This is a genomic window from Nocardia niigatensis NBRC 100131 (genome assembly GCF_000308655.1).
In the GTDB taxonomy this organism is placed as follows: Bacteria; Actinomycetota; Actinomycetes; order Mycobacteriales; family Mycobacteriaceae; genus Nocardia; species Nocardia niigatensis.
Genome location: NZ_BAGC01000039.1, coordinates 37521 through 62540 on the forward strand (window position 1 = coordinate 37521; position 25020 = coordinate 62540).

Sequence of the window (25020 nt, forward strand, 5' to 3'; positions counted from 1 at the left end):
GGGACAGAACATGTTCGGCGACAGTCACCTGATCGTGGTGGACCTGGGCTTCGGCGACGCCGGCAAGGGCGCCACCGTCGACTGGCTGTGCTCACCGGCGGCCGGGCTCGAGGTGGCCGCGGTGGTGCGGTTCAACGGCGGGGCGCAGGCCGCCCACAATGTGATCGCCGACGGCCGCCACCACACCTTCCGCCAGTTCGGGTCCGGCACCCTGTCGCGGGTGCCGACCCTGCTGTCGCGGCACATGCTGGTGGAGCCGCTGGCCCTGGCCACCGAGGCGCGCGCCCTCGCCGCGCTCGGGGTCGCCGATCCGCTGTCCCTGCTCTACGTGGACGAGCGGGCACTGCTCACCACACCGATCCACGGAGCCGCCAACCGTTGCCGCGAGGACACGAGGGGTACCGCGCGGCACGGTTCGTGCGGCATCGGCATCGGCGAGACCGCGAGCTACGCCCTCGGCCACGACGCACCCCGCGTCGCCGACTGCCGGCGACCGGAGGTGTTGCGGCGCAAGCTGATCGCCCTCGAGAAGCACTACGGGCCGCTGCTGACCGGCGGGCGGCACCGCTACGACCCGATCGACGACCTGGTCGCCGCCTACACCGCGTTCGCCGAGGCGGTGGCCATCCTGCCGGGCGAGCAGCTCGCGGCGTTCGCGCGCCAGGGCCGGCTGGTGTTCGAAGGCGCGCAAGGCGTCCTGCTCGACGAGTGGCGCGGCACCCACCCGTTCACCACCTGGTCGACCGTCGAACCCCGCAACGCGCGCGCCATGCTCGCACGCCTCGGCGCACCCGCCTACGTGCTCGGTGTGACCCGCGCGTACCTGACCAGGCACGGGGCCGGGCCCTTCCCCACCGAGGACCCGGCGCTCTCGATCGCGGAGCCGCACAATGGAACCGGCGAATACCAGGGCGCTTTCCGCCGCGGGCACCTCGATCCGCTGCTGCTGCGCTACGCCGTCGAAGCGTGCGGCGGGATCGACGGCTTGGCCGTCAACCACCTCGACGCCGTCGGCGACATCCGAACCGCCACCGGCTATCTCACCCCGGACGGGTGCGTCGACCGCCTGGAGTGCGGCGTCTGGCAGGACCTCGATCACCAGCAGCGGCTCACCGACCTCCTGGGCACCGCCACCCCGGCCCTGGCCGACCTGCCCGCCGACGTGCCCGGCCACCTGGAAACCGAACTCGGCGTGCCCGTGGTCCTCACCGCCCACGGCCCCGGCCGAGCCGATCGCACGCTCCGGATCGCGGCTCAGGCATGATTGCCTCTTTGTGGAGCAACAATCCGCAGTGTCCATCGACGTGATCACCCTGCGCTACGGACCCGACGACCCCACCGCCACCCTCGGCATCGCCACGCGGCGGTGGGAGCCGTTCGCCGGTGAGCTGGCGCTGCCGGGTGTGCTGCTCGGCCTCGGCGAACGCCTCGCCGAGGCCGCCCACCGCGCGGTCCACACCAAACTCGGCGTGCCGGAGGACGCCATCCTGGCCATCGGTCAGGTCGCCACCTTCGATGAGCCGCACCGCGATCCGCGCGGGCCGACCCTGTCCATCGCCATGTGGGCCGTGGTCGGACCGCACGGCACCGACAGCGCGACCTGGGTTCCGTTCGATGCCGTCCCGCCGCTGGCGTTCGACCACAACCAGATCGTCGCCGCCGCCCGCACCCGGCTGGCCGACATGCTCTGGAAGGACCTCACCTTCACCCGCGCCCTCACCGGCGACCAGTTCACCGCCACCCGAGCCGTCAGCCTCACCACCGCCCTGCACGGCACCAAACCCGACCCCGGCAACCTGAATCGGACATTGGCCGCCCTCCCCGGCCTTTCCCGCACCGGCGAACGCGTCCGTGTGAAGGCCACCGGCCGCCCCGCCGCGGTCTGGTCCTTCACCTGATCTCGTTCCGGCTCGAGGAATCAGCGCCGCGTGGCCACGCAGGCCACCGGCGGCCGGCCGGTAGCGCGGGCGTCGGCGACGCGGGCCCGCGCGGTCACCGCCTCGGTCCCGCTGCGCGTCGATTACGAGCGCACCGAACTCCGCCGCAGTCCGCTGCCGGTCATGCAAACCATCGAGAGCTGGGCCGAGACGCGATCGGGTACGTCCCCGCCACCCGCGAACGCTACGACGACAGCCCATCCTGAGCCAGCCCCTCCGCCACCCGGGCAGATCCGTCGAGGACCGATTGGACGAGCTGCCGAACTGCTTCGAGCAGGCGGTCCTTCTGACCGTTGCGGACCAGGTGCGGAACCAGGTCGCCGCCGAGCGGGGCCAGCAGCAGCCCGCCGACCACCTCGGCGTCCAGATCCGGGCGCGCCTCGCGGAGCAGGGTGGCGATGTGGGTCGCCCAGAACGCGTGCAACTCCTCGGCGCGCGGGTGCGGTGGAATCGCCCGATAGGCGACCGAGAGCTCGATGTCGTCGGCGACCATGCGGGTCATGGCATCGAAGTAGGCCAGCAGTCGCTCGCCCGCCGGTGCGCCCGGACCGAGCGGGGGCGGGCCGGACCGCACGGCCTCCATCAGGGCGAACGCGCCCTCGGCGACCAGTTCGTGCAGCAGCCCGGCCCGATTGCCGAAGCGGTGGAACAGCGTGCCCTTGGCGACTCCGGCCGCGCCCGCGATCCGTTCCATGGTGACAGCCTCCGCGCCCTCCTCGGCGAACAGCCGGCGCGTCGCTTCGAGGATGGCCTGCCGGTTGCGGGCGGCGTCGGCGCGTTCCTTGGGCGGGTTCATATCACCACTTCCATTGACAACTTGACCGACGGTCAATATCTTCGCAGATATATCTTGACCGTCAGTCAACTTATGAGGTTTTCAATGCAAGCAATCCTATTGACCGGCACCGGCGCACCCGACGTCCTGGTTGCGGGCGAGGTGCCCGCACCGCGACCGCGGGCCGGGGAGATCCTGCTGCGCGCCGAGGCGATCCCCGTCCTGTTCCCCGAGACCATGCTGCGTTCGGGCGCGTTCCCGTTGCCGGTGGAATTCCCGATCGTCTTCGGCACGCAGGCCGCGGGCGTCATCACCGAAGTCGGCGCGGGTGTGGACACCTCGCTGATCGGACGGCGAGTCGTCGTGAGCAGCAACAGCTTCGGCACGTACGCCGAGCAGGTCTGCGTCCCGGCCGAAGGGGTGACGCCGATTCCGGACGGCCTGGGCACCGTCGAGGCCGCGGCCGTCTCCATGAGCGGCTCGGTGGCGATCCCCCTGCTGGACACCGCCCGGCTCACCGGCACCGAGACGGTCCTGATCGAGGCGGCCGCCACGGGTGTCGGCGCCTATCTCACGCAACTGGCCAAGGAGTACGGCGCGGCGCGGGTGATCGCGACCGCGGGCGGCGCCGAAAAGGCCGCGCAGGCCCGGGAATTCGGGGCCGACGTGGTCATCGACCACCACGCCGCGGACTGGACCGAGCGGCTGCGCGAAATCCTCGGCGGCGCAACGCTGGACGTGGTCTTCGATTCGATCGGCGGCGAATCCGCGCTCGCAGTATTGGATCTCATGACCCCGCTGCGCGGGCGCATGCTCAGCTACGGGTTCCTGTCCGGCGCGCCCGCCCAGGTCAGTGCCATGGATCTGATCATGCGCGGCCTCACCCTCGTCGGCTGCTCCGGACCGGACTGGCTGGCGGGAGTGGCCGCTGCCCGCGGCGCCGCGCTGGCGCGGGCGGCCGACGGCTCGCTCACTCCCCTGGTCGATCGGGTGCTGCCACTCGACCAGGCCGCGCAGGCCCATCGCCTGCTGGCCGACCGCGCCGCCAAGGGCACCATCGTGCTACGGCCCGCCGGGGCATGACGAAAATCCGGCTCAGCCGGTGATTTCCCACTCGTGGACGGTGAGTTCCGAAGCGCCCGTGGTGTGAATCGGGTCCGTGTGGATCAGTTCCTGTGCGGCAGCCAGATTCTCGGCGGTGATCACGTACGCGCCGCCGCTGCCGTCGGTGAATTTGCCGGTCTCCACCAGCTGTCCGCGTTCGCGGACCTCCGCCAGCCAATCCTGGTGCGGGACGATGACGGAATCGTCGAAGCGCGGGGTGCGCATGGCCAGGACCAGATATTTGCGCACCCTGCGCCTCTCCTTCGAACTACTGCTCGCGAACTATTTCTCGTCGTCGGCGACGACCGTGCTGCGGGTCGCGGCCGCGGCCGCCCGGACCTGCGGGGCCACCTGGACCACCTGGCCGAGCACCCCGTTGATGAACGACGGCGAATCGTCGGTGGACAGCTCCTTGGCCAGCTCCACCGCTTCGTCGACCGCCACCACCGGGGGAACGTCGTTGGCGTGGAACAACTCCCACACCGCCACCCGCAGAATGGCGCGGTCCACGGCGGGCAGCCGTCCCAGCGTCCAGTCCTGCAGGTACGACTCGATGGTGCCGTCCACCCGGTCCAGATCGTCGGCGACGCCTTCGACCAGGACCCGGGTGTAGGGGCTCACCGGAGCCACCGATTCCTCACGGACCGACAGCGAGACACGCTCGGACAGCAGGTCCGCGGGATCGATGTCGCGGGCCTCCGCCTCGAACAGCAGATCCACCGCGCGCCGGCGCGCCTTGTGCCGTGCGCCGAGCTTCTTGAAAGATTTCTTGTCCGATTGATCGGCCACGGAAGACATTATCCGTCGCGTCAGTTGTTGACGCGGCTGATGTAGCTGCCGTCGCGGGTGTCGATGCGCAGCTTGTCGCCCTGGTTGATGAACAGCGGCACCTGCACCTCGGCGCCGGTCTCCACGGTGGCGGGCTTGGTGCCCGCCGAGGAGCGGTCGCCCTGCAGGCCCGGCTCGGTGTGGGTGACGACGACGTCGATGGCGACGGGGAGCTCGACGAACAGCGCCTCACCCTCGTGCATGGCGATCTGCACGGCCATGTTCTCCAGCAGGAAGCCGGCATTGCGGCCCAGCAGCTGCTCGCTCAGGTGGATCTGGTCGTAGGTGTCGCCGTCCATGAAGATGTAGTCCTGGCCATCGTGGTACAGGTATGTCATGTCGCGACGGTCGACGGTCGCGGTCTCCACCTTGACGCCGGCGTTGAAGGTCTTGTCGACGACCTTGCCCGAGACCACGTTCTTCAGCTTGGTACGCACGAAGGCGGGACCCTTACCCGGCTTGACGTGCTGGAACTCGACGATCTGCTGCAGCTGATTGTCGATCTTCAGCACGAGGCCGTTCTTGAAGTCGCTGGTGTCCGCCACTGTCCTCGGATCTCCTACTAGTCGGTCAAACCGCGCGTCAGTCGACGACGGTCAGGTCTTTGCTGGTGCGGGTGAGCAGCTCCGGGCCCCCCTGGCGAACCACGAGCGTGTCCTCGATCCGTACGCCACCGCGGCCGGGGAAGTACACACCTGGCTCGACGGTCACCGCCACGCCATCCAGCAGTGTACCTGTGCCGGTTTTGGCGATTCCGGGCGCTTCGTGAATCTGCAGGCCCACACCGTGCCCGAGGCCGTGCACGAACAGCTCACCGTGTCCGGCGGCCTCGATCACCGCACGCGACGCCGCGTCCACCGCCTTGGTCGAGACGCCCGGGGTCAGGGCCTCACGCCCGGCCTGCTGCGCGCGCCGGACCAGCTCGTACACCTCGCGCTGCCAGTCCGCGGGCGCGCCGAGCACGAAGGTGCGGGTCATGTCGGAGTGGTAGCCGCCGACCACCGCGCCGAAGTCGAGCTTCACGAAATCGCCGGCGGCCAGCACCGCCCCGGTCGGGCGATGGTGCGGGACAGCCGAATTCGGGCCCGCCGCCACGATGGTCTCGAAGGCGACCGCCTCCGCGCCGTGCTCGAACATGAGCCACTCCAGCTCCCGGGCCACCTGCCGTTCGGTGCGGCCGGGCCGCAGGCCGCCGCGCTCGAGCAGGGTGGCCAGGGCCGCGTCGGCGGCGTCGCAGGCCGCGCGCAGCTGGTCGACCTCGAACTCGTCCTTGACCATCCGCAGCTGCTCGACCAGCCCCGAGATGGCGACCAGGTCCAGGCCGGTGCCCAGCGCGGACAGGCTCCGATGCTGGTCGACGGTGACCACGTGGCTCTCGAATCCGACTCGGCCGGTCTGCCACTCCCCCGCGATCTCCATGACGCGGCGGGCGCTGACCCGGTTGATCTCGGCGCGCAGATCGGGCACCTGGACGCCGACCTGGGTGAGATAGCGGCCGTCGGTGCAGATGATGGTGCGGTCCTCGGTGGAGTCCCAGGCGTACACCAGCAGCGCGGCGTTCGACCCGGTGAACCCGGTCAGGTACCGGATATTGATCAGGTCCGTGACCAGCAGGGCATCGACGCGGTTCTCCACCAGCAGATTGCGCAGATTGGCCCTGCGCAGCGCGTAGTCGGGGCGCCGGGCCGAAGCGTGATCAGCAGACATGGGTCAAAGCTACCGCCGACACGCCGCAACGCCGACACGCAACACGTGAATGGACCTGTTATGGAACTCGCGCTGTTCACATAGCAAGCGGTTCTCCACATTTCGCGATCGCGCGCCCCGCGCCGGGCGCCGGCGCGCGACCCTCGAACCATGCCCGCACTGCCGACCCTGCTGTTCGCCCTGTGGTGCCTCGCGCTCAGCGCCTGCGATCTGTGCTGCCGGCGGCTACCGAACGCCCTCACCCTGCCGGGCGCGGCGTTCGTGCTCGGCTACGGATTCGCCACGGGCAGACCGGCTCTCGCCCTCTCCGGCGCGGTGCTGCTGGCCGTCCCGTATCTGCTCGTGCACCTGTGCAGCCCACATGCCCTCGGCGCGGGCGATGTCAAACTGGCGCTCGGTCTAGGAGCCGCGACAGCCCTCGCCGGCCCGCAGACCTGGTGCTGGGCGGCGCTCGCCGCGCCGATGCTGACCGCGGCCGCCGGCCTGGGCAGCCTGCTCGCGGCGCATCCCTCGCTATCGCCGCCGTCCCCGCTGTCGCCACCGTCCGCGCAACCGCGTGGCGACGCCCGTGCCCGGTGGACGTCCAGTGGGCCCGCGGTCGCTGCCGGGACGCTCGCGCACGGGCCCGCGATGTGTGCCGCGAGCGTGGTGGCGGTGCTGGCCGGGCGCTGACATCGGGCTATGCGCGGACCGTGTGTTCGAGCACCCCCGTTGTCATGGAAAGATGTCACTCGTGTTGCGCTGGATAACTGCCGGAGAATCCCATGGTCCTGCTCTCGTCACCATCCTCGAGGGGATGGTGGCCGGTGTCGAGGTGACCTCCGCCGAGATCGGCGCGCAACTGGCCCGGCGACGACTCGGGTACGGGCGTGGCGCGCGGATGAAGTTCGAGGCCGACGTCGTCACCATGGTCGGTGGCGTGCGCCACGGCCGCACCATGGGCGGCCCGGTCGCCATCGAGGTGGCGAACTCGGAGTGGCCCAAGTGGACCCAGGTCATGTCCGCCGACCCGGTGGACGAGGCCGAACTTGCCGACCTCGCCCGCAATGCCCCGCTGACCCGTCCCCGCCCGGGCCACGCCGACTACTCGGGCATGCTCAAGTACGGCTTCGACGACGCCCGCAATGTGCTGGAGCGCGCCAGCGCCCGCGAGACCGCGGCGCGCGTCGCGGCGGGCACGGTGGCCAGGAACTTCCTGCGCCAGGCGCTGGGCGTCGAGGTGATCTCGCACGTGGTGTCCATCGGCGCCGCCGCCAACACCACCGGTGTCGTCCCGACCGCCGCGGACCTGGACGCCATCGACGAGTCGCCGGTGCGCGCGTTCGACAAGGACGCCGAGGCGGCCATGATCGCCGAGATCGAGGCGGCCAAGAAGGACGGCGACACCCTCGGCGGCGTGGTCGAGGTCGTCATCGAGGGCCTGCCCGTCGGTCTGGGCTCGTTCACCTCCGGTGAGGCGCGCCTGGATTCGCGACTGGCCGCCGCGCTCATGGGCATTCAGGCCATCAAGGGCGTCGAGGTCGGCGACGGTTTCGAGACCGCTCGCCGCCGCGGCAGCCAGGCCCACGACGAGATGCGGCCGGGCCCCGACGGCGTGCTGCGCTCCACCAACCGCGCGGGCGGCCTGGAGGGCGGCATGACCAATGGCGAGGCGTTGCGCGTGCGTGCGGCCATGAAGCCGATCTCGACGGTGCCCCGGGCGCTGTCGACGGTCGACATGTCCTCCGGTGAGGAGGCCGTGGCCATCCACCAGCGTTCGGACGTGTGCGCGGTCCCGGCGGCCGGTGTGGTCGCCGAGGCGATGGTGGCGCTGGTCGTGGCGCAGGCCGTGCTGGACAAGTTCGGCGGCGACTCGCTGCCCGAGACCGTCGACAACATCCACGCCTACCTGAAGCGGATCAACGCTCGTCCGCACATCCCGGGCCACGCCGGGCAGTGACCGCTGACGACAGCGCGGTGTCCGGCGAGCAGGAACCGGCCGCGGCCGAGCTCGCCGACACCGCCGACGCCGCACCGGCGGGCGGGCCGGGTGAAACCGGCGGGCCCACGGTCAGTCTGGTGCTGGTCGGCCCGCCGGGCGCGGGCAAGTCGACCATCGGGCGCAAGCTGGCCCGGGAACTCGGCGTGGACCTCTACGACACCGACGCCGGGATCGAGGAGCGCGCCGGGCGCACGATTCCGGAGATCTTCGCCGAGGACGGCGAGCCGGAGTTCCGCCGCATGGAGGAGGAGGTCGTCCGCGACGCCGTCCTCGCCGGGCACGGCGTGGTCTCCCTCGGCGGCGGCTCGGTGCTGTCGGCCGCGACGCGCGCCCTGCTGCGCGACCGCACCGTCGTCTACCTGGAAATCAGTGTGGGCGAAGGACTTCGCCGCACCGGCGCCAGCACCAACCGGCCCCTGCTCAACGGCGACGATCCGGCCAAGAAGTACCGCGAGCTGATGAAGATCCGCCGCCCCCTCTACCGCGAGGTGGCGACCGTGCGGGTGCGCACCGACGGCCGCAGCCCGGGCCGGGTCGTCCGCATGATCCTGGCCAAGCTGGGTCTGGAACCGATTGCGCGCCCGGAGGATTCGGCCACCGAGCCCGCCACCGCCGAGCCCGGCGTGAGCAGCCGCTCCCGGGCGCGCCGCAAGCGCCGTCGCGGCGGGCGGGGTCGCGGGGTGAACAAGCCGGATACCGCCGCCACGACCACGACTGCCGCCGAGGCCGATTCGGCCGCCGGCACCGGGCAGACCGCGTCCGGCGCGGAGGCCGGCGCCGTCGAGCGGACGAAACCGGCCCGGCGCAACCGGCGTTCGCGCCGTCGCGGTGGCCGGACGGCCGACACCACGGCGGTCACCGCCACGACGGGAACGTCCGACACCGAGGAGTCCGGCGCACCGCGTGGCGATGCTCCGGGCGCGCGTTCCGGGGGCGGACGGCGCCGGCGGGCGTCCCGCGCCGCCGGTTCGCCCACGAGTGCGGCCGCCGGTGGCCAGGATCCCGCCACCGCGTCGTCCGCGTCCGAACAGGACACGCCCGCCGCACAACGGGATTCGGCCCGCCCCTCCGGCGCGGTGGCCGCGCCCGGCAATGGCCGCTCCCGGCGGGCGCGGGCCCGCCGGGCCCGGGCGCGGGCCCGCGAGCACGAGAACGCCGGCGCCACAGGGCAATCCAGCGCTCCGGCGTCGTCCACGGCGGACGGAGGCTCGTGATCGACAGCCTGCCGCGTCCGGCCGCCGCCCGGCGACCACCGATCTGATCGAAATCCCTTCGGGGACCCGCTACTTCCCCGCCCTCGGGCGGGACCATTCACGGAGGAGTCCTGATGAGCGAGCCGACTCGCATCGAGGTCCGCACCGCCGACCCGTACCCGGTGATCATCGGGCGCGGGCTGCTGGGCGATCTGGTCGACGAGGTGACCGGCCGGTCCGGTGTGCGGACCGTGGCGATCTTCTATCAGCCGCCGCTGGCCGAGACCGCCGAGGTGGTGCGGAAGGCCCTCGCCGACAAGGGCATCGACGCGCACCGGGTGGAGATCCCCGATGCCGAGGCCGGTAAGGACCTGCAGGTCGCGGGCTTCTGCTGGGAGGTGCTCGGCCGTATCGGCCTGACCCGCAAGGACGTCATCGTGAGCCTGGGCGGTGGCGCGGCCACCGACCTGTCCGGTTTCGTGGCCGCCACCTGGATGCGCGGCGTGGACATCGTGCATGTGCCGACCACGCTGCTGGCCATGGTGGACGCCGCAGTGGGCGGCAAGACCGGCATCAATACCGAGGCGGGCAAGAACCTGGTCGGCAGCTTCCACGAGCCGGCCGCGGTCATGGTGGACCTGGCCACGCTGGAGACTGTGCCGCGCAACGAGATCGTGGCGGGCATGGCCGAGATCATCAAGGCCGGTTTCATCGCCGACCCGGTGATCCTGGAGCTGGTGGAGCGCGACCCGCAGGCCGCCCTGGACCCCACCGGCGACGTGCTGCCCGAGCTCATCCGCCGCGCCATCCAGGTCAAGGCCGATGTGGTCGCCGCCGACCTCAAGGAATCGGATCTGCGCGAGATCCTCAACTACGGCCACACCCTGGGCCACGCCATCGAGCGCCGCGAGCGCTACCGGTGGCGGCACGGCGCGGCCGTCTCGGTGGGCCTGGTCTTCGCGGCCGAACTGGGCCGCCTGGCCGGTCGGCTCGACGATGCCACCGCCGAGCGGCACCGCACCATCCTGGAGAGCATCGGCCTGCCCACCACCTACGACGCCGACGCGCTACCGCAGTTGATGGACACCATGCAGACCGACAAGAAGACCCGGTCGGGCGTGCTGCGTTTCGTGGTGCTCGACGGCCTGGCCAAGCCGGGCCGGCTCGAGGGCCCGGATCCGAGCCTGCTGGCCGCGGCCTACTCGGCCATCGCCCGCGAGGGCGGCCCGACCGGCGGTGCGATTCTGCTGTAGGACGCAACGGCTTTCACCTCAGCGCCCGGCGCCGGTCTCCCGGCGCCGGGCGCTGTCGTGTCTGCCCCGGGCGTTGTCGTATCGGCCCCGCATACGAAAACCCCCGCGCCACAGCGTGAGTGGCGCGGGGGTCGTGCTCGTCGGGAGCGTCAGACGTTGGCGGGCTCCGGGTTGGGTGCGGTGCCGGCGGGCGTGCCCGGCTGCTGCTTGCCGTTCCGGCCGGCCAGCCAGCGGCCGACGGTGACACCGAGCATGCCCGGGATGAAGATCAGCAGCACGATGAACGACGCCCCCGAGGTGAGGTTGAAGAACAGACCCTGATCGCCGAGGTCGAAGCCGGGCACGAAGTCGAGCAGCCAGGCGACCAGCCCGGAGCCGATGCCACCGGCGAGTGCGGCCTTGAGCCAGCGCATGGTCAGATCGGCGCCGCGATCGGGATCGGCATTGGCGCGCCGATCGGCGCGGCCGTCCAGCAGACCCCACGCGATCACCGCACCGACCAGCACGATCAGGCACAGGATCCGCATCCAGGCGCCCGTGGTCGGCCAGTACCTCATGCCGAAACCGAGCAGGGCCTCCAGCACAACGGTCAGCGCCCCCAAGCCCACGGCGCGCAACACCCACGCATTCATGACGATCACCTTAACCTGCGCGGCCGCCCGGCCGAACCGAATGAATTGAAACTTGTTCCAGAACCATAGCCGGAGCGGGGCCGCCGGACACAGCCGGGCCCGACACGCTGCTAGAAAGACAGCGTGAGCATCGAAGCCGTCGCCCTGCTGCAGGATCCGATCCGCAAGCGGCTCTACGACTATGTCGCGGCCGCCGGCCACGATGTCAGCCGCGACGAGGCGGCCGCGGCGGCCGAGATCAAACGGCCGCTGGCGGCCTTCCATCTGGACAAGCTCGCCGAGGCCGGACTGCTGGACGCGGTGTTCCGCCGCCCCGAGGGCCGCACCGGACCCGGTTCGGGACGGCCCGCCAAGTTCTACCGGCGGGCCGGCGCGGAGTTCGCGGTCACGCTGCCGGCGCGCGACTATCGCACGGTCGCAACGGTTCTCGCCGAGGCGGTCGAGCACGAGGGCTTCGAGGAGGCCATCGCGCGGGCGGCCGCCGGACACGGCCCGGACCTGGCGGGCGGCGATCTGGTCGAGGCGCTGCGGGAGCGCGGCTACGAGCCCTATCTCGACGGCGACACCCTCCGCCTGCGTAATTGCCCATTCCATCAACTGGCCCTGGACTTCCCGCCCCTGGTCTGCGGCATGAATCTGGCCATGCTGGCGGGCTCGGCCGCGGTGGCGGGCTGGACCGCGCGAATGGATCCGGCGCCGGGCCGATGCTGCGTGAGCTTTTCTAAAACCAATGTCGACTAGTTATAGTCGAGCCATGCACCTCGCACAGCTCAATATCGGGCGCATGGTCGCCCCCGAAGGCGATCCCCGGGTCGCCGAATTCTTCACGGCCCTCGACGAGATCAATGCCGTCGCCGACTCCTCCCCCGGCTTCGTCTGGCGCATGGTGGATGGCGAATCCAACAACGCCACCTCCCTGCGCCCCTACGACGACCCGCACATGCTCGTGAACATGAGCGTGTGGGAATCGCGGAACGCGTTGTTCGACTACGTCTATCGCAGCGGCCACCTGGAGTTCGTGCGCCGTCGCCGGGAGTGGTTCGTCCCGCTGCGCGAGGTGTTCATGGTGCTGTGGTGGGTACCGGCGGGCACGCTGCCCACCCTGGCCGACGCCATGGCACGGCTGGACCACCTGCGCGAGAACGGCCCGACGCCTTACGCTTTCACCTTCCGCCAGGGGTTCGAACCGGAAACGGCCGCGGAAGCATCCGCGGCCGTTCTGGATTAGTGGATGATGCTCGGCGATTCAATCCCGCAGGGCCGCAGCCATTTCCGCGCGCGGGGCGGGCTTGCCGGTGAACTGCTCGACCTGCCCGTAGGCCTGGTTCAGCAGCATCTCCAGGCCGCTGACCACGGTATTGCCCGCCCGGGCAACCGCTTCCGCGAGGGGCGTGGGCCACGGGTTGTAGATGGCGTCGAGCACCACTGGGGCGGCCGCCACCGAATCCGCAACAGCCGCAGCGGCTTCGGCGGGCACGGTGCTGACGACGGCGTCCACGTCGGAGCAGACGAACAGCAGGCCCTCGGGGTCGAACCCGAGCACCTCGGCCGACATACCCAGCTGCTCGGCCAGTTCCAGGGTGCCGGCGGCGCGCCCACGGTCGCGAGCCACGATGGTCACGGTGTGCGCGCCCAGGTCCGACAACGCCAGCAGGGCCGGGCGGGCGGTGCCGCCCGCACCCAGCACGACGGCACGGGAGATCTCCTGTACGCCCGCGCCTTCCAGCGCGCCGCGCACGCCGTCCACGTCGGTGCAGTCGGCGCGCCAGCCGGATTCGGTGCGCACCAGGGTGTTCGCGGAGCCGACCAGGACCGCGCGCTCGGTGCGCTCGTCGGCGTAGTCGAGAGCGGCGACCTTGCCGGGCATGGTCACCGACAGCCCGACCCACTCCGGGCCGAGCCCGTCCACCAGGCCGGGCAGCTGCTCGGCGGTGCACTCGATGCGCTCGTAGCTCCAGTCCAGGCCCAGCGCCCGGTAGGCCGCCAGATGCAGTTGCGGCGACCGGGAATGGGCGATGGGGCTGCCGAGCACGGCGGCCCGCCGGCTACCGCCCACTGTCGAGGATTCCACTCTGCCTGGCCTTTTCGATATTGCGCAGGTGCTCCTTGTAGTCCTCGGTGAACAACGTGGTGCCCTGCTTGTCGACGGTCACGAAGTACAGCCACGGCCCGGGCGCGGGATTCTCCATGGCGCGCATGGCATCCAGCGACGGCGCGGAGATCGGCGTGGCGGGCAGGCCGGCCATGGCGTAGGTGTTCCACGGCGTCTTGCGCGCACGGTCGGAGTCCGTGGTGGCGACCTCGGTCTTGTCGAGGGTGTAGTTGACGGTGGAGTCGAACTGCAGCGGCTGCTGCGCGGCGAGCCGGTTCACGATGACCCGCGCCACCTTCGACATGTCCTGCGGCAGCGCCTCCCGCTCCACCAGCGACGCCGCGATGAGCGTGTCGTAGGGGGTCAGGCCGTTCGCCGCGCCGGACTGCGCGATCCCGGTGGCCTCGTAGCTCATGGCGCTCGAGGTCACCAGTTGCTTGAGGATGTCGAGCGCGTTGGCGCTGGGATCGAAATCCCAGGTGCCGCCGGCGATCAGGCCCTCGAGCTGACGGGAACGATCCGGCACCGACTTGACCCGCTCCAGCGCCCACGCGGGTACGCCCAGCGCGGCCGGATCGGCGGTGGCCCCGGCCTGGTCGAGCTGCTCGTAGGTGACGCACTTGGCGGCGGTGCCGGTGCCGACGCAGCTGGCCTCGGCGATCTTGCGGTAGATGCCGTCCTTGCGCGCGCCGGTGGTGACGTCGCTGGAGTCGTGCAGCTGGCGGCCCTCGGAGATGACCACGTTGCCGACCCGGGCTTCCTTGCTGAACAGCGCGGTCACCGCCTCCGAGCCCTTGCTGTGGCCGGGAATGGCGTAATAGCCGGGCTGGATGGAGTTCATGTTCGTATTGCGCACGGCCGCCTCGTAGAACGCGCCGCTGCTGGCCACCACGCCCTTGTCTGCCATGGTCTGCGCGATCTGCGTGGAGGTGTCGCCCGACTTGATCTGGATGACGACCAGCGGGCCCTGCGGACCGGAGAAGTCGGGCGGCGGGCTCAGCTTGCCGACGAACTTCCAGCCCGCGAATCCGACTGCGCCGACGAACAATACGGCGAACACGCCCGCGATGACGAACAGATTGCGGCGCCGCCGCTTGCGCTCGGCCGCCTTCCGCGACGCCATCCGGGATCGCTTGGGGCGCTGGCCGCCCCGCGATCCACCACCGGCCCGTGACTGCGACCGGGTGGCGCGGCGGCCACGCTCGGCGCGCTGGGCCCGCTCGCCGCCCCGGCCGCGCTCGGGCCGCTGGGGTGTGCCGCGGCGCGGCGGTTCCGGCTCCAGCGGAGGCTCCTCGTCGTACTCCTCACCCTGATAGTGCTCGTCGTCGTAACGCTCATCCTCGTAGCGGGGAATGACGGTGGTGTCGTCCTCGTAATCGTCCGCCTCGGACCAGTCGAGATCGTCGCGGCGGTAACGCCGTTCGGCGTTCTGCCGGTAGCGTTCCTCGGCCCGCGTCCAGCGGTCGGTCATGCGTCATCACCGCGCGGCTTCAAAAGGGCACTCCGTTCGTCCAACCATCCTTGCAGGATCGACACGGCGGCGGCTTGATCGATGACCTGCCGCTGCCCGCGTGCGCGAACTCCACTGTCTCGCAACGCACGTGCAGCAGACACCGTAGTCAAACGTTCGTCGGAAAGTCGCACCGGCACCGGCGCGATCAGGGCCCGCAAACGCCCCGCGAAGGTGGCCGCCAGCTTAGCCGACGAGCCGCTCTCCCCGCGCAATGTGCGCGGCAGGCCGACGATCACTTCGACTGCCTCGTACTCCCGCACAATGTCGGCAATTCTCGCCAGATCGGACGCGAGGGTGCCGGGCGCGACCTTCTTGGCGCGCGGCACCGTCTCCACCGGAGTGGCCAGCAGGCCGTCCGGATCGCTGGAGGCGACACCGATGCGGACCGAACCCACGTCGATGCCGATGCGCCGGCCGCGGCCCGGATCCCGTTCCGGCGAGGGCCGCTCGGACGCGAAGCCCCGCCCGCCGGCCGAGACGCCGGAGGCCTCGGTCGGCGGGCGAGCGAATCCCGCGGAATGCCCCGAATCAGCCCCTGCCGGGTCTGCTCCGGGGGTGGACCGGGTCCCGCCTGCGGGACCCGGGTTATCGGCTGTGTCCGAGTCGCCCATTTACCCGGCGAGCTCGGCGACCCGCGCGCGCAGGGCGGCCAGACCCGCCTCGATGCCCGACGGGTCGGAACCCGCGCCCTGGGCCATCTCGGGCTTGCCGCCACCCCGGCCGGAGATGGCCGGACCGAAGGCGGACACCAGGTCCCCGGCCTTGATGCCGAGATCCTGAGCGGCCTTGGTGACCGCGGCGACGAACGGCACCTTGCCGTCGGCATTGCCGAGCAGCACCACGATGGCGGGCTCGGAACCGAAGCGGCCCTTGATGTCCTGCACCAGGGTGCGCAGATCGCCCGCACCCACGCCCGCGGGCGCGGCGGCGGCGACGAGCAGCACCTTGCCGACCCGCTGGGCCTGCTCCACGAAGGTGCCCGCGCTGGACAGCACGGCCGCCATCTTGGTGCGCTCGAGTTCCTTCTCGGCGACCTTCAACCGCTCGACGAGCTGCTCGACCCGGCCGGGCACCTCTTCCGACGGCACCTTCAGCGAGGAGGCGATGCCGGCGAGCAGCGCCCGCTCCTTGGCCAGGTACCGGTAGGAGTCCAGGCCGACGAAGGCTTCCACGCGGCGGATGCCGGAACCGACCGACGACTCACCGAGCACGGTGATCGGGCCGATCTGCGAGGAGTGCTGCACGTGGGTGCCACCGCAGAGCTCCATGGAGAACGGCCCGCCGATCTCCACGACACGCACCTCGTCGCCGTAGTTCTCGCCGAACAGGGCCATGGCGCCCATCTTCTTGGCGGAGGTCAGGTCGGTGACGAAGGTGTTGACCTGGAAGTCGTCGGCGACCGCGTTGTTCGAGACGGCCTCGATCTCGGCCTTCTGCTGCTCGGACAGCGCGCCCTGCCAGTTGAAGTCGAAGCGCAGGTAGCCCGGCTTGTTGAGCGAGCCGGCCTGAACGGCGTTGGGGCCCAGCACCTGTCGCAGCGCGGCGTGCACCATGTGGGTGCCCGAGTGGCCCTGGGTGGCGCCGTGCCGCCAGGACGGATCGACCTGGGCCAGCACCGTGTCGCCCTCGGTGAGCTGACCGGCCTCGACGGTGGACTTGTGCACCCACACCTTCTTGGCGATCTTCTGCACGTCGTTGACCGTCACCTTCAGCCCGTGCGACGACACCAGCGAACCGCGGTCGGCGATCTGACCACCGGACTCGGCGTAGAGCGGGCTGCGGTCGAGGATCACCTCGACGTCCTGCCCGGCCTCGGCGACCGGCACCCGGACGCCGTCCTTGATCAGCGCCAGCACCGTCGCCTCGGTGGACAGTTCGTCGAAACCGGTGAACTCGGTCGCGCCGCGGTCCACGAACTCCTTGTAGACGGTGAGGTCGGCGTGCGCGTGCTTGCGCGAGAGCGCGTCCTCCTTGGCCCGCTTGCGCTGCTCGGCCATGAGCGCTCGGAAGCCCTCCTCGTCGACCTGCAGGCCGGCCTCGGCGGCCATCTCCAGGGTCAGGTCGATCGGGAAGCCGTAGGTGTCGTGCAGGGTGAACGCGTCGGTGCCGCTGATCTTCTTGCTGCCCTGGGCCTTCACGTCGTCGACGGTCTCGTCGAACAGCTTGGTGCCGGTGCTCAGGGTCTTGAGGAACGCGGCTTCCTCACCGACGGCCACGGTTTCGATCCGCTTGAAGTCGGTGAGGAGTTCGGGGTAGGACGGCGACATGAGGTCGGCGACGACCTTGATGAACTCGCCCATCACCGGCTTCTCGGCGCCCAGCAGGCGGGCCGAGCGCACGATGCGGCGCAGCAGGCGGCGCAGCACGTAGCCGCGGCCGTCGTTGCCGGGGTTCACACCGTCGCCGATCAGCATGGCCGCGGTGCGCGCGTGATCGGCGATGACACGGAAGCGCACGTCGTCGGTGTGCTCGACACCGTAGGAGCGGCCGGTCAGTTCCTCGGCCTTGTTGATGATCGGGCGCAGCAGATCGGTCTCGTAGACGTTGTCGACACCCTGCAAAAGGAACGCGACGCGCTCGATGCCCATGCCGGTGTCGATGTTCTTCTTCGGCAGCGGGCCCAGGATCTCGAAGTCGTCCTTGCCACGACCCGCGCCGCGCTCGTTCTGCATGAACACGAGGTTCCAGATTTCGAGGTAGCGGTCCTCGTCGGCCTCCGGGCCGCCCTCGACGCCGTACTCGGGGCCGCGGTCGAAGTAGATCTCCGAGCACGGGCCGCACGGGCCGGGGATGCCCATGGACCAGTAGTTGTCGGCCATGCCGCGACGCTGGATGCGCTCGTCCGGCACACCCAGCTCACGCCAGATCCGCTCGGCCTCGTCATCGTCGAGATAGACCGTGACCCAGAGCTTTTCGGGGTCGAAGCCGTAGCCGCCGTCCTCGACCGGCTTGGTGAGCAGCGACCAGGCCAGCTCCATGGCCCCGCGCTTGAAGTAGTCGCCGAAGGAGAAGTTGCCCGCCATCTGGAAGAAGGTGTTGTGACGGGTGGTGACGCCGACGTTCTCGATGTCGCCGGTGCGCACGCACTTCTGCACGCTGGTCGCGGTGTCGAAAGGCGGGGTCTGCTGACCGAGGAAATACGGCACGAACTGGACCATGCCTGCGTTGACGAACAGCAGGTTGGGGTCGGCCAGGATCAGCGAGGCACTCGGTACCTCGGTATGTCCGGCCTTTACGAAATGCTCCAGGAAGCGCCGTCGAATCTCGTGGGTCTGCACAACCGTCCAGCCTACCGGTCCGGGCCCAGGGCGTTTCCACCCACCACCGGGCGATAGCTACCATCGCCGGAGTGACTGTGATCCCGGACCCATCCCAGCGCTTCCCCCTCCCCCACGCACACCGCACCATCTTCCTGAAACCGCACGTCACCTCGCCGAATATCGAGGTCGGCGACTTCAGCTACTTCGACGATCCGCAGGCGCCGACCGCCTTCGAGACCGAGAATGTGCTCTACGCCTTCGGGCCGGAGAAGCTGATCATCGGCAAATTCTGCGCCATCGCGAGCGACACCCGCTTCATCATGGCGGGCGCCAACCACCCGACCTCGGGCGTGTCGACCTTTCCGTTCACCATCTTCGGCGGCGCCTGGGCCGAGGAGACCATGGACCTCCTCACCTCGATCCCGTCCAAGGGCGACACCGTGGTCGGCAACGACGTGTGGTTCGGCTACCACACGCTGATCATGCCGGGCGTGCGGATCGGCGACGGCGCGATCATCGCCACCGGCGCGGTCGTCACCGCCGACGTGCCGCCCTACACGATCGTGGGCGGCAATCCGGCGCAGCCGGTGAAGCAGCGCTTCCCCGACGCGGATGTGGCGCGACTGGTGCGGGCCGCCTGGTGGAACTGGCCGATCGAGCTGATCACCGAGAGCGTGCGCACCATCATGGGCGGCACGCCCGCGGAGATCGAGCGGATCGCCATCCACAACGGGCTGCTGGCGGACTGACCCGCGCCGCAAGCGGATTCGCGGCACACCGGACGACTTCTTCTGGCAGTCGCTGCAATTCGGCGCGTGCAGCACACGCGCAGGCGGCGCTATCTACCCCGGACGATGCGGCGGAGTTTGGTCACCCGGGGACCGACTTCGCGCTCGTACCCGTGATCGGTCGGGTGGTAGTAGTCCACGCCGACCAGTTCGTCCGGCGGATACTGCTGCCCGAGAACACCATCCGGGTGATCGTGCGGGTACCTGTAGCCCTGGGCATTGCCGAGCGCCGCCGCACCCGCGTAATGGCCGTCGCGCAGATGAGCGGGCACCGCGCCCGCCTTGCCCGCGCGCACATCGGCCATGGCCGCGCCGATGCCCTTCACCACGGCGCCCGATTTCGGGGCGGTGGCGATATGGATGGTGGCCTGGGTCAGGGCCAGCTGCGCCTCCGGCATGCCGACCAGCTGCACCACCTGCGCCGCGGCGACCGCGGTCTGCAGCGCGGTCGGGTCGGCCATGCCGACCTCCTCGCTGGCCTGGATCATCAAGCGGCGGGCTATGAATCGCGGATCCTCGCCGGCGCTGATCATGCGGGCCAGATAGTGCAGCGCGGCATCGACATCCGAGCCGCGCAGTGACTTGATGAACGCGCTGATCACGTCGTAGTGCTGGTCACCGGCGCGGTCGTAGCGCACCGCGGCCTTGTCGACGCTGGCCTCGACGAGTTCCACGCCGACAGTGCCGTCCAGGGAGGATTCGGCCGAGGCCTCCAGCGCGGTGAGCGAGCGGCGGGCGTCACCGCCCGCGACGCGCACGATGTGATCGAGCGCCTGGTCGGTGACCGTGTACTCCCCCGCGAGCCCGCGCGGATCCTCGATGGCGCGGGTGAGCACGGTGCGAATGTCATCCTCCGACAAGGACTGCAACTGCAGCACCAGCGACCGCGACAGCAGCGGCGACACCACCGAGAACGACGGATTCTCGGTCGTCGCCGCGACCAGCAGCACGATACGGTTCTCCACGGCCGCGAGCAGCGCGTCCTGCTGGGTCTTCGAAAACCGGTGCACCTCATCGATGAACAGCACGGTCTGTTCGCCCACGGTGAGCCGGCGGCGCGCCAGATCGATGACCGCGCGCACCTCCTTCACGCCCGCGGACAGCGCCGACAGGGCTTCGAAGCGCCGGCCCGTGGCCTGCGACAGCAGCGAGGCGAGCGTGGTCTTGCCCGTTCCGGGCGGCCCGTACAGCAGCACCGACGCGGCGCCGGACCCTTCGATCAGCCGCCGCAGCGGCGAGCCGGGTCCGAGCAGATGCTGCTGCCCCACCACCTCGTCGAGGGTGCGCGGGCGCATGCGCACGGCCAGCGGCGCGAAGCGGTCGTCACCACTGGGAATGCGCGTGGCTCCCGTCTCGTAGTCGTCGGACACGGCCTGCGTGCCCGGCGCATCGAACAGCCCATCACTCACGCCGACGACCCTACCCAGCGACTCCGACACGCTCGCCCGCCCCGAGGCCGCGCACAGCGGTGCGGGCCGCGATCCAGCCTCGGATCCCGGCCCGCGCCAACGCGGAGGATCACTCCTCCCAGTGTTCTTCCAAGGTGGCCGAGACGTGTTCGGCGAAGTCGCCGAGGGTGTCGTCGCCGGTGCAGCGGGCATCCTCGGCGAGCGCGGCCCACCGGTTGATGAGCGCGGCCGAGCGCGGGATGGACAGGCCGTGCTCGCGCGCGGCAGCGATGCGCGCGTGGTCGGCGGGCAGGAACCAGTAGGTGGACAGCCACACCCAGATGAGCCGGGCCTCGAGAATGCGCTCGGCGAGCACGTCGTCATCGGCGAGGGCCGGCCACACCGCGACCACCTCGGAGCGCCAGGCCTCCACCATCTGGCGGGCGCGTTCGCGCGACAGCTCGAAATCGCACAGGCAGCCCGGGAAGGAGACCAGGGCGTAGGCGATGTCGAGGGTGGCGTCGCGGAAGCCGCCCCACTCGTAGTCGAGGAACCGCGCGCCCTCGTCATTGAGGATGACATTGTCGGGGCACAGGTCGGAGGGGCTGAAGGCACGGTAGCGGCCGGCGGAGAAGAGGCGGTTGCCGCGCACGATCCGCTCGGCGATCTCGCCCGGCACCTCGATGCCCAGTTCACGCTGCAGCATGATCGGCACCTCGGCGACCGCGGATTCGGCTTGCTGCGCAATGCCGTCCACGCGATGCACCACATCCACGCGGCGCAGCAGCGCCACGAAGTCCGCCTCGCGGCCGACGGTCGCCGCGTGCATACGGCCCAGTGCCTGCGCGAATGCCATGAGCGCATTGCGTCCGCTCGGTTCCGCGCCGGACTGCAGGACCGCGGTGAGAGAGGTGTTCTCGCCGAGGTCGCTGAGAATGAGCAGGCGGTCCGGAAGGCTGTAGCCGAGCAGGTAGGCGCCGGGCCGATGGTCGCGGCCGAGGGCGGTGGTGAACTGGTAGGAGACCGCCTCGCGCAGGAATGCGGAGTCGATGCTGGCCACACCGGGGGCCATGCCACCGGTGCGTCGGTGGTTCGTCCCGCCGGCAACCTGCTTGATTATGAGTGTGCGAGGTAGGGAGAAGGCGTTCTCCGCAACGCGGACGCGGAGCACCGTCGTCCTACCACTGCCGCTGAGTTCCATGGGGTCACTCAGCTTTACCGCAGCACCCATTCGCTTTGTGAGCAACTGTTGTGCCGCGGACACGACTTCGGCGGCGCGTTCGGCCAATAGTGCGGTCATCGGAACCCAAGTTACTCCCGTCAGGTCACTTTCAGCGAGCGGTTGCGCAACCTTTCGCGCGTCGGACGGCGTGTCTTTGTAAAGGGTTTGCCCACGCGGCGCTGGTTGCTTGACACAACCAGGACCGTCTAGTTGTCTCATGGTCACTTGCTGTGCGCCACACCGTAAACCGGGAAATGTGAAAGGCTTGCGACCATGACTGGCACGCCGCCCTCAGCACCGTACGACCCCTCGGGCGACCGTCCGGGCGCGGGAGGCGGCGAGCCGTATCCGCCCCACCCGGGGCAGCACCAAAACCCCGAGCCCGCACCGGTTTCCGGCGCGCCCGAACCGGGCCCGGCGCCCGCCCGCCACCAGATGCCCGGGCTCGCCGGGTACCCGCAGTTCGACGGACCCGGCGCCGCGCAGTACGGCAGCGAGCCGGTAGAAGCTCCGCCGGCCTTCACCCCACAGCCGGGTGCGTCACAACCGCCGGCCGGCTACGGCCCCGGCACACCGCAGCAGTTGCCGCGGGGCGGCATGCCGCCCGGCGGCAATCCGCCTCCGCCGGGCGGATTCCCGCCGGGTGCGATGGCGCCGCCCGCCGGTCCCCCGCCCGCGCAGCCGGCGTCGCAGCAGGTCTATACGCCGCCCCGCGAGACCCTCGATGTCGGCGCGGCCCTCACCTACGGCTGGGATCGGTTCCGGCTCAATCCCATTCCCTGGGTGGGCATGGTGCTGATCGGCATGATCGCCTGGCTGGTGGTCACCCTGCTGGTGAATATGGTTGAGGTGCAGTCGCTGTCCGCGGTGGTGCTGCTGTTCGCGGTGGCGTCGCTGGTGGTGTGGCTGCTGCAGGCCGCCATGATCCGCGGCGCGCTCTACGAAACCGACGGGACGCCACCGGATTTCCCGGCCTTCTTCGGATTCGTGAATGCCGGAAATGTGCTGATCACCGCGCTCATGGTGTTCGCGCTGTGCTTCGTGGCCTCGATCGCGTGCGTGTTCCCCGCGATCATCGTGGGCGTGCTGTGCATGTTCGCGCTGCACTTCGTGATCGACCAGGACCAGAATCCGATCGCCGCAATCCAATCCAGCGTGCGGCTGGTGATCGCCAACGCGCTGCACGTCAGCCTGCTCGCGCTCGCGGTGCTGATCATGACCGTGATCGGCACGCTGCTGTGCGGTCTGGGCCTGCTGGTCGCCGGCCCGGTGACCGCCATCGCCACCACCTACGCTTACCGTACCCTCACCGGCCGGTTGGTCGTCTGAGTCCGATTCGCCTGTGGCTCAGCCGTCGCCGAGCCACCTGGTGTGCCATACCCGAAACGCCGCGCTGCACACGAAAACGCCGCACTACACGGTGACGTGCGGTGCGGCGTTACCAGGTGATCCGGCTACTTGGCGTCTTCCTTGACCGGGTTGCCGTTCGCGTCCAGCTTGGCGTTGAGTCCCGCCTCCTGCCGCTGCTGCGGGGTGATCGGGGTGGGCGCGTCGGTCAGCGGGTCGACGCCACCGCCCGACTTCGGGAACGCGATGACCTCGCGGATCGAGTCCACGCCGGCCAGCAGCGCGGTGATCCGATCCCAGCCGAAGGCGATGCCGCCCATGGGCGGAGCACCGTAGGAGAAGGCGTCGAGCAGGAAGCCGAACTTCTCCTGCGCCTCCTCCTCGCCGATACCCATCACCTTGAAGACGCGTTCCTGCACGTCGCGGCGGTGGATACGGACCGAACCGCCGCCGATCTCGTTGCCGTTGCAGACGATGTCGTAGGCGTAGGCCAGCGCCGTACCCGGGTCGGTGTCGAAGGTGTCCAGGTGCTCGGGCATGGGCGAGGTGAAGGCGTGGTGCACGGCGGTCCAGGCCGAATGCCCCAGGGCCACATCGCCGCTCGCGGTGGCGTCGGCGGCGGGCTCGAACATGGGGGCGTCCACGATCCACACGAAGGCCCAGGCGTTCTCGTCGATGAGGCCGCACCTGCGGGCGATCTCACCGCGGGCCGCGCCCAGCAGCGCCCGGCTGGACTTCGTGTCACCGGCGGCGAAGAAGACACAGTCACCGGGAACCGCGCCGACCTGCTTGGCCAGGCCCTCGCGCTCGGCGTCGGTGAGGTTCTTGGCGACCGGGCCGCCGAGGGTGCCGTCCTCGTTGAAGGTGATGTAGGCCAGGCCCTTGGCGCCGCGCTGCTTGGCCCACTCCTGCCAGGCGTCGAACTGGCGGCGCGGCTGCGAGGCACCGCCCGGCATGACCACGGCACCGACGTAGGGAGCCTGGAACACGCGGAACGACGTGTCCTTGAAGTACTCCATCATCTCGGTGATCTCGACCTCGAACCGCAGGTCCGGCTTGTCGGAACCGTAGCGGCGCATGGCCTCGGCGAAGGTCATGTGCGGAATCGGGGTCGGGATCTCGTAACCGACCAGCCGCCACAGCGCGGCGAGGATGTCCTCGGCCAGCAGGATGACGTCCTCCTGCTCGACGAAGCTCATCTCGATGTCGAGCTGGGTGAACTCGGGCTGGCGGTCGGCGCGGAAGTCCTCGTCGCGGTAGCAGCGCGCGATCTGGAAGTAGCGCTCGATGCCGCCGACCATGAGCAGCTGCTTGAACAGCTGCGGCGACTGCGGCAGCGCATAGAACTTGCCGGGCGCCAGGCGGGCCGGGACCAGGAAGTCGCGCGCGCCCTCCGGGGTGGAACGGGTCATGGTCGGGGTCTCGACCTCGATGAAGGCATGCTTGGCCAGCACCTCGCGGGCGGCGGCATTCACCTTCGAGCGCAGCCGGATCGCGTGCGCCGGGCCTTCGCGGCGCAGGTCCAGGTAGCGGTACTTGAGCCGGGCCTCCTCGCCCGGCTCGTCGTCGAGCTGGAACGGCAGCGGCGCGGCCTCGTTGAGCACCTCGAGCTCGGTCACATTGACCTCGATGGCACCCGTCGGCAGGTTCGGGTTCTCGCTGCCGGCCGGGCGGTTCTCGACCACGCCGATGACCTTGACGACGAACTCGTTGCGCAGCTTGTGGGCAGCCTCCGCGGGCTCGCCTTCACGGAAGACGGCCTGGGCAATACCCGACGCATCGCGCAGATCGATGAAGATCACGCCACCGTGGTCTCGCCGCCGGGCCACCCAGCCGGTGAGGGTGACGGTCTGACCGGCGTGCTCGCTTCGCAGCGAACCAGCCAAGTGGGTGCGCAGCACGGGATTCCTTTCGACGGGCTCGAAGCACCGGGGAGATGTGACCAGGTGCAGACCCATCGTAGAGAGACACATTCAGCGAGTGGAAACCGATATCGACTC

General features: G+C 70.1%; 23 protein-coding genes and 1 pseudogene. 11 read left to right on the top strand and 13 right to left on the bottom strand.

Annotation, left to right across the window (positions count from 1 at the left end; genetic code table 11):
• Nucleotides 1-10: 10 nt before the first annotated feature.
• Both ON33_RS12265 and ON33_RS12270 read left to right on the top strand, forming a co-directional pair.
• Nucleotides 11-1264, top strand: a complete 1254-nt coding sequence (locus ON33_RS12265) for an adenylosuccinate synthetase (RefSeq protein ID WP_040858575.1) — start codon at nucleotides 11-13, stop codon at nucleotides 1262-1264.
• Nucleotides 1265-1292: 28 nt separating this feature from the next.
• Nucleotides 1293-1898, top strand: coding sequence for an NUDIX hydrolase (locus ON33_RS12270; protein WP_218001413.1), 606 nt, complete (start codon nucleotides 1293-1295; stop codon nucleotides 1896-1898).
• 223 nt (nucleotides 1899-2121) lie between these two features.
• On the opposite strand, the gene ON33_RS12275 is transcribed toward ON33_RS12270, so the two are convergent.
• A complete protein-coding gene (locus ON33_RS12275) occupies nucleotides 2122-2733 on the bottom strand; it encodes a TetR/AcrR family transcriptional regulator (RefSeq protein WP_051151957.1) in 612 nt (203 codons plus the stop codon).
• A gap of 84 nt (nucleotides 2734-2817) precedes the next feature.
• On the opposite strand from ON33_RS12275, the gene ON33_RS12280 reads away from it, so the two are divergent.
• The gene (locus ON33_RS12280) at nucleotides 2818-3795 is read left to right on the top strand and encodes a quinone oxidoreductase family protein (protein ID WP_040858577.1); all 978 of its coding nucleotides are present in this window, start codon (nucleotides 2818-2820) and stop codon (nucleotides 3793-3795) included.
• 12 nt (nucleotides 3796-3807) lie between these two features.
• On the opposite strand, the gene ON33_RS12285 is transcribed toward ON33_RS12280, so the two are convergent.
• Genes ON33_RS12285 through ON33_RS12300 form a run of 4 tightly spaced genes read right to left on the bottom strand, consistent with a single transcriptional unit; the run spans nucleotide 3808 to nucleotide 6351 of the window.
• On the bottom strand, nucleotides 3808-4065 hold the full coding sequence (locus ON33_RS12285; RefSeq protein WP_218001414.1) for a YciI family protein: 258 nt from the start codon (nucleotides 4063-4065) through the stop codon (nucleotides 3808-3810).
• 33 nt (nucleotides 4066-4098) lie between these two features.
• Nucleotides 4099-4605 (bottom strand): transcription antitermination factor NusB, encoded by a 507-nt coding sequence (nusB, locus tag ON33_RS12290; protein ID WP_174391514.1) that lies wholly within the window; start codon nucleotides 4603-4605, stop codon nucleotides 4099-4101.
• Between the two features lie 20 nt (nucleotides 4606-4625).
• Nucleotides 4626-5189, bottom strand: a complete 564-nt coding sequence (gene efp / locus ON33_RS12295) for an elongation factor P (RefSeq protein ID WP_040858579.1) — start codon at nucleotides 5187-5189, stop codon at nucleotides 4626-4628.
• A 37-nt stretch (nucleotides 5190-5226) separates the two neighbouring features.
• Nucleotides 5227-6351: a M24 family metallopeptidase gene (locus ON33_RS12300; RefSeq protein ID WP_040858580.1), complete on the bottom strand. Its 1125-nt coding sequence runs from the start codon at nucleotides 6349-6351 to the stop codon at nucleotides 5227-5229.
• Between the two features lie 150 nt (nucleotides 6352-6501).
• On the opposite strand from ON33_RS12300, the gene ON33_RS12305 reads away from it, so the two are divergent.
• The 4 genes and pseudogenes from ON33_RS12305 (at nucleotide 6502) to aroB (ending at nucleotide 10778) form a co-directional block, all read left to right on the top strand.
• A complete protein-coding gene (locus ON33_RS12305; protein ID WP_040858581.1) occupies nucleotides 6502-7023 on the top strand; it encodes a prepilin peptidase in 522 nt (173 codons plus the stop codon).
• A 61-nt stretch (nucleotides 7024-7084) separates the two neighbouring features.
• Entirely contained in the window at nucleotides 7085-8290 is a 1206-nt protein-coding gene (gene aroC / locus ON33_RS12310; protein ID WP_083868912.1) for a chorismate synthase, read from the top strand.
• A 116-nt stretch (nucleotides 8291-8406) separates the two neighbouring features.
• Nucleotides 8407-8892 (top strand): annotated as a pseudogene (locus ON33_RS43275) (shikimate kinase); the annotation flags it as partial.
• 767 nt (nucleotides 8893-9659) lie between these two features.
• A complete protein-coding gene (gene aroB, locus ON33_RS12320) occupies nucleotides 9660-10778 on the top strand; it encodes a 3-dehydroquinate synthase (protein WP_040858583.1) in 1119 nt (372 codons plus the stop codon).
• Between the two features lie 149 nt (nucleotides 10779-10927).
• Here the strand turns inward: aroB and ON33_RS12325 are convergent, their stop codons facing one another.
• Nucleotides 10928-11410 (bottom strand): B-4DMT family transporter, encoded by a 483-nt coding sequence (locus ON33_RS12325; RefSeq protein ID WP_051151998.1) that lies wholly within the window; start codon nucleotides 11408-11410, stop codon nucleotides 10928-10930.
• 123 nt (nucleotides 11411-11533) lie between these two features.
• Between ON33_RS12325 and ON33_RS12330 the strand changes: the two genes are divergently transcribed.
• Together ON33_RS12330 and ON33_RS12335 are read left to right on the top strand one after the other, a co-directional pair.
• Nucleotides 11534-12151, top strand: a complete 618-nt coding sequence (locus ON33_RS12330; protein WP_040858584.1) for a helix-turn-helix transcriptional regulator — start codon at nucleotides 11534-11536, stop codon at nucleotides 12149-12151.
• 13 nt (nucleotides 12152-12164) lie between these two features.
• A complete protein-coding gene (locus ON33_RS12335) occupies nucleotides 12165-12638 on the top strand; it encodes a DUF3291 domain-containing protein (RefSeq protein WP_218001415.1) in 474 nt (157 codons plus the stop codon).
• 18 nt (nucleotides 12639-12656) lie between these two features.
• On the opposite strand, the gene ON33_RS12340 is transcribed toward ON33_RS12335, so the two are convergent.
• The 4 genes from ON33_RS12340 to alaS form a co-directional block, all read right to left on the bottom strand.
• Nucleotides 12657-13481: a shikimate dehydrogenase gene (locus ON33_RS12340; protein WP_083868904.1), complete on the bottom strand. Its 825-nt coding sequence runs from the start codon at nucleotides 13479-13481 to the stop codon at nucleotides 12657-12659.
• Nucleotides 13456-14973: an endolytic transglycosylase MltG gene (mltG, locus tag ON33_RS12345; protein WP_040858587.1), complete on the bottom strand. Its 1518-nt coding sequence runs from the start codon at nucleotides 14971-14973 to the stop codon at nucleotides 13456-13458. The genes ON33_RS12340 and mltG overlap by 26 nt, the downstream gene beginning before the upstream one ends.
• The gene (gene ruvX, locus ON33_RS12350; protein WP_040858683.1) at nucleotides 14970-15422 is read right to left on the bottom strand and encodes a Holliday junction resolvase RuvX; all 453 of its coding nucleotides are present in this window, start codon (nucleotides 15420-15422) and stop codon (nucleotides 14970-14972) included. The genes mltG and ruvX overlap by 4 nt, the downstream gene beginning before the upstream one ends.
• A gap of 204 nt (nucleotides 15423-15626) precedes the next feature.
• The gene (alaS, locus tag ON33_RS12355) at nucleotides 15627-18293 is read right to left on the bottom strand and encodes an alanine--tRNA ligase (protein ID WP_040858588.1); all 2667 of its coding nucleotides are present in this window, start codon (nucleotides 18291-18293) and stop codon (nucleotides 15627-15629) included.
• A gap of 71 nt (nucleotides 18294-18364) precedes the next feature.
• Here alaS and ON33_RS12360 point away from each other — a divergent pair, with 71 nt between their 5' ends.
• The gene (locus ON33_RS12360) at nucleotides 18365-19024 is read left to right on the top strand and encodes a CatB-related O-acetyltransferase (RefSeq protein ID WP_245550495.1); all 660 of its coding nucleotides are present in this window, start codon (nucleotides 18365-18367) and stop codon (nucleotides 19022-19024) included.
• A gap of 89 nt (nucleotides 19025-19113) precedes the next feature.
• On the opposite strand, the gene ON33_RS12365 is transcribed toward ON33_RS12360, so the two are convergent.
• Nucleotides 19114-20472 (bottom strand): replication-associated recombination protein A, encoded by a 1359-nt coding sequence (locus ON33_RS12365; RefSeq protein WP_040858589.1) that lies wholly within the window; start codon nucleotides 20470-20472, stop codon nucleotides 19114-19116.
• A gap of 109 nt (nucleotides 20473-20581) precedes the next feature.
• Nucleotides 20582-21751 carry a phosphotransferase family protein gene (locus ON33_RS12370; RefSeq protein WP_040858590.1) on the bottom strand — a complete coding sequence of 390 codons (1170 nt, stop codon included), beginning with the start codon at nucleotides 21749-21751 and terminating at the stop codon, nucleotides 20582-20584.
• A 195-nt stretch (nucleotides 21752-21946) separates the two neighbouring features.
• On the opposite strand from ON33_RS12370, the gene ON33_RS43985 reads away from it, so the two are divergent.
• A complete protein-coding gene (locus tag ON33_RS43985; RefSeq protein WP_040858591.1) occupies nucleotides 21947-23002 on the top strand; it encodes a DUF2189 domain-containing protein in 1056 nt (351 codons plus the stop codon).
• A 125-nt stretch (nucleotides 23003-23127) separates the two neighbouring features.
• On the opposite strand, the gene aspS is transcribed toward ON33_RS43985, so the two are convergent.
• The gene (gene aspS / locus ON33_RS12380) at nucleotides 23128-24921 is read right to left on the bottom strand and encodes an aspartate--tRNA ligase (protein WP_040858687.1); all 1794 of its coding nucleotides are present in this window, start codon (nucleotides 24919-24921) and stop codon (nucleotides 23128-23130) included.
• Between the last annotated feature and the right edge of the window lie 99 nt (nucleotides 24922-25020).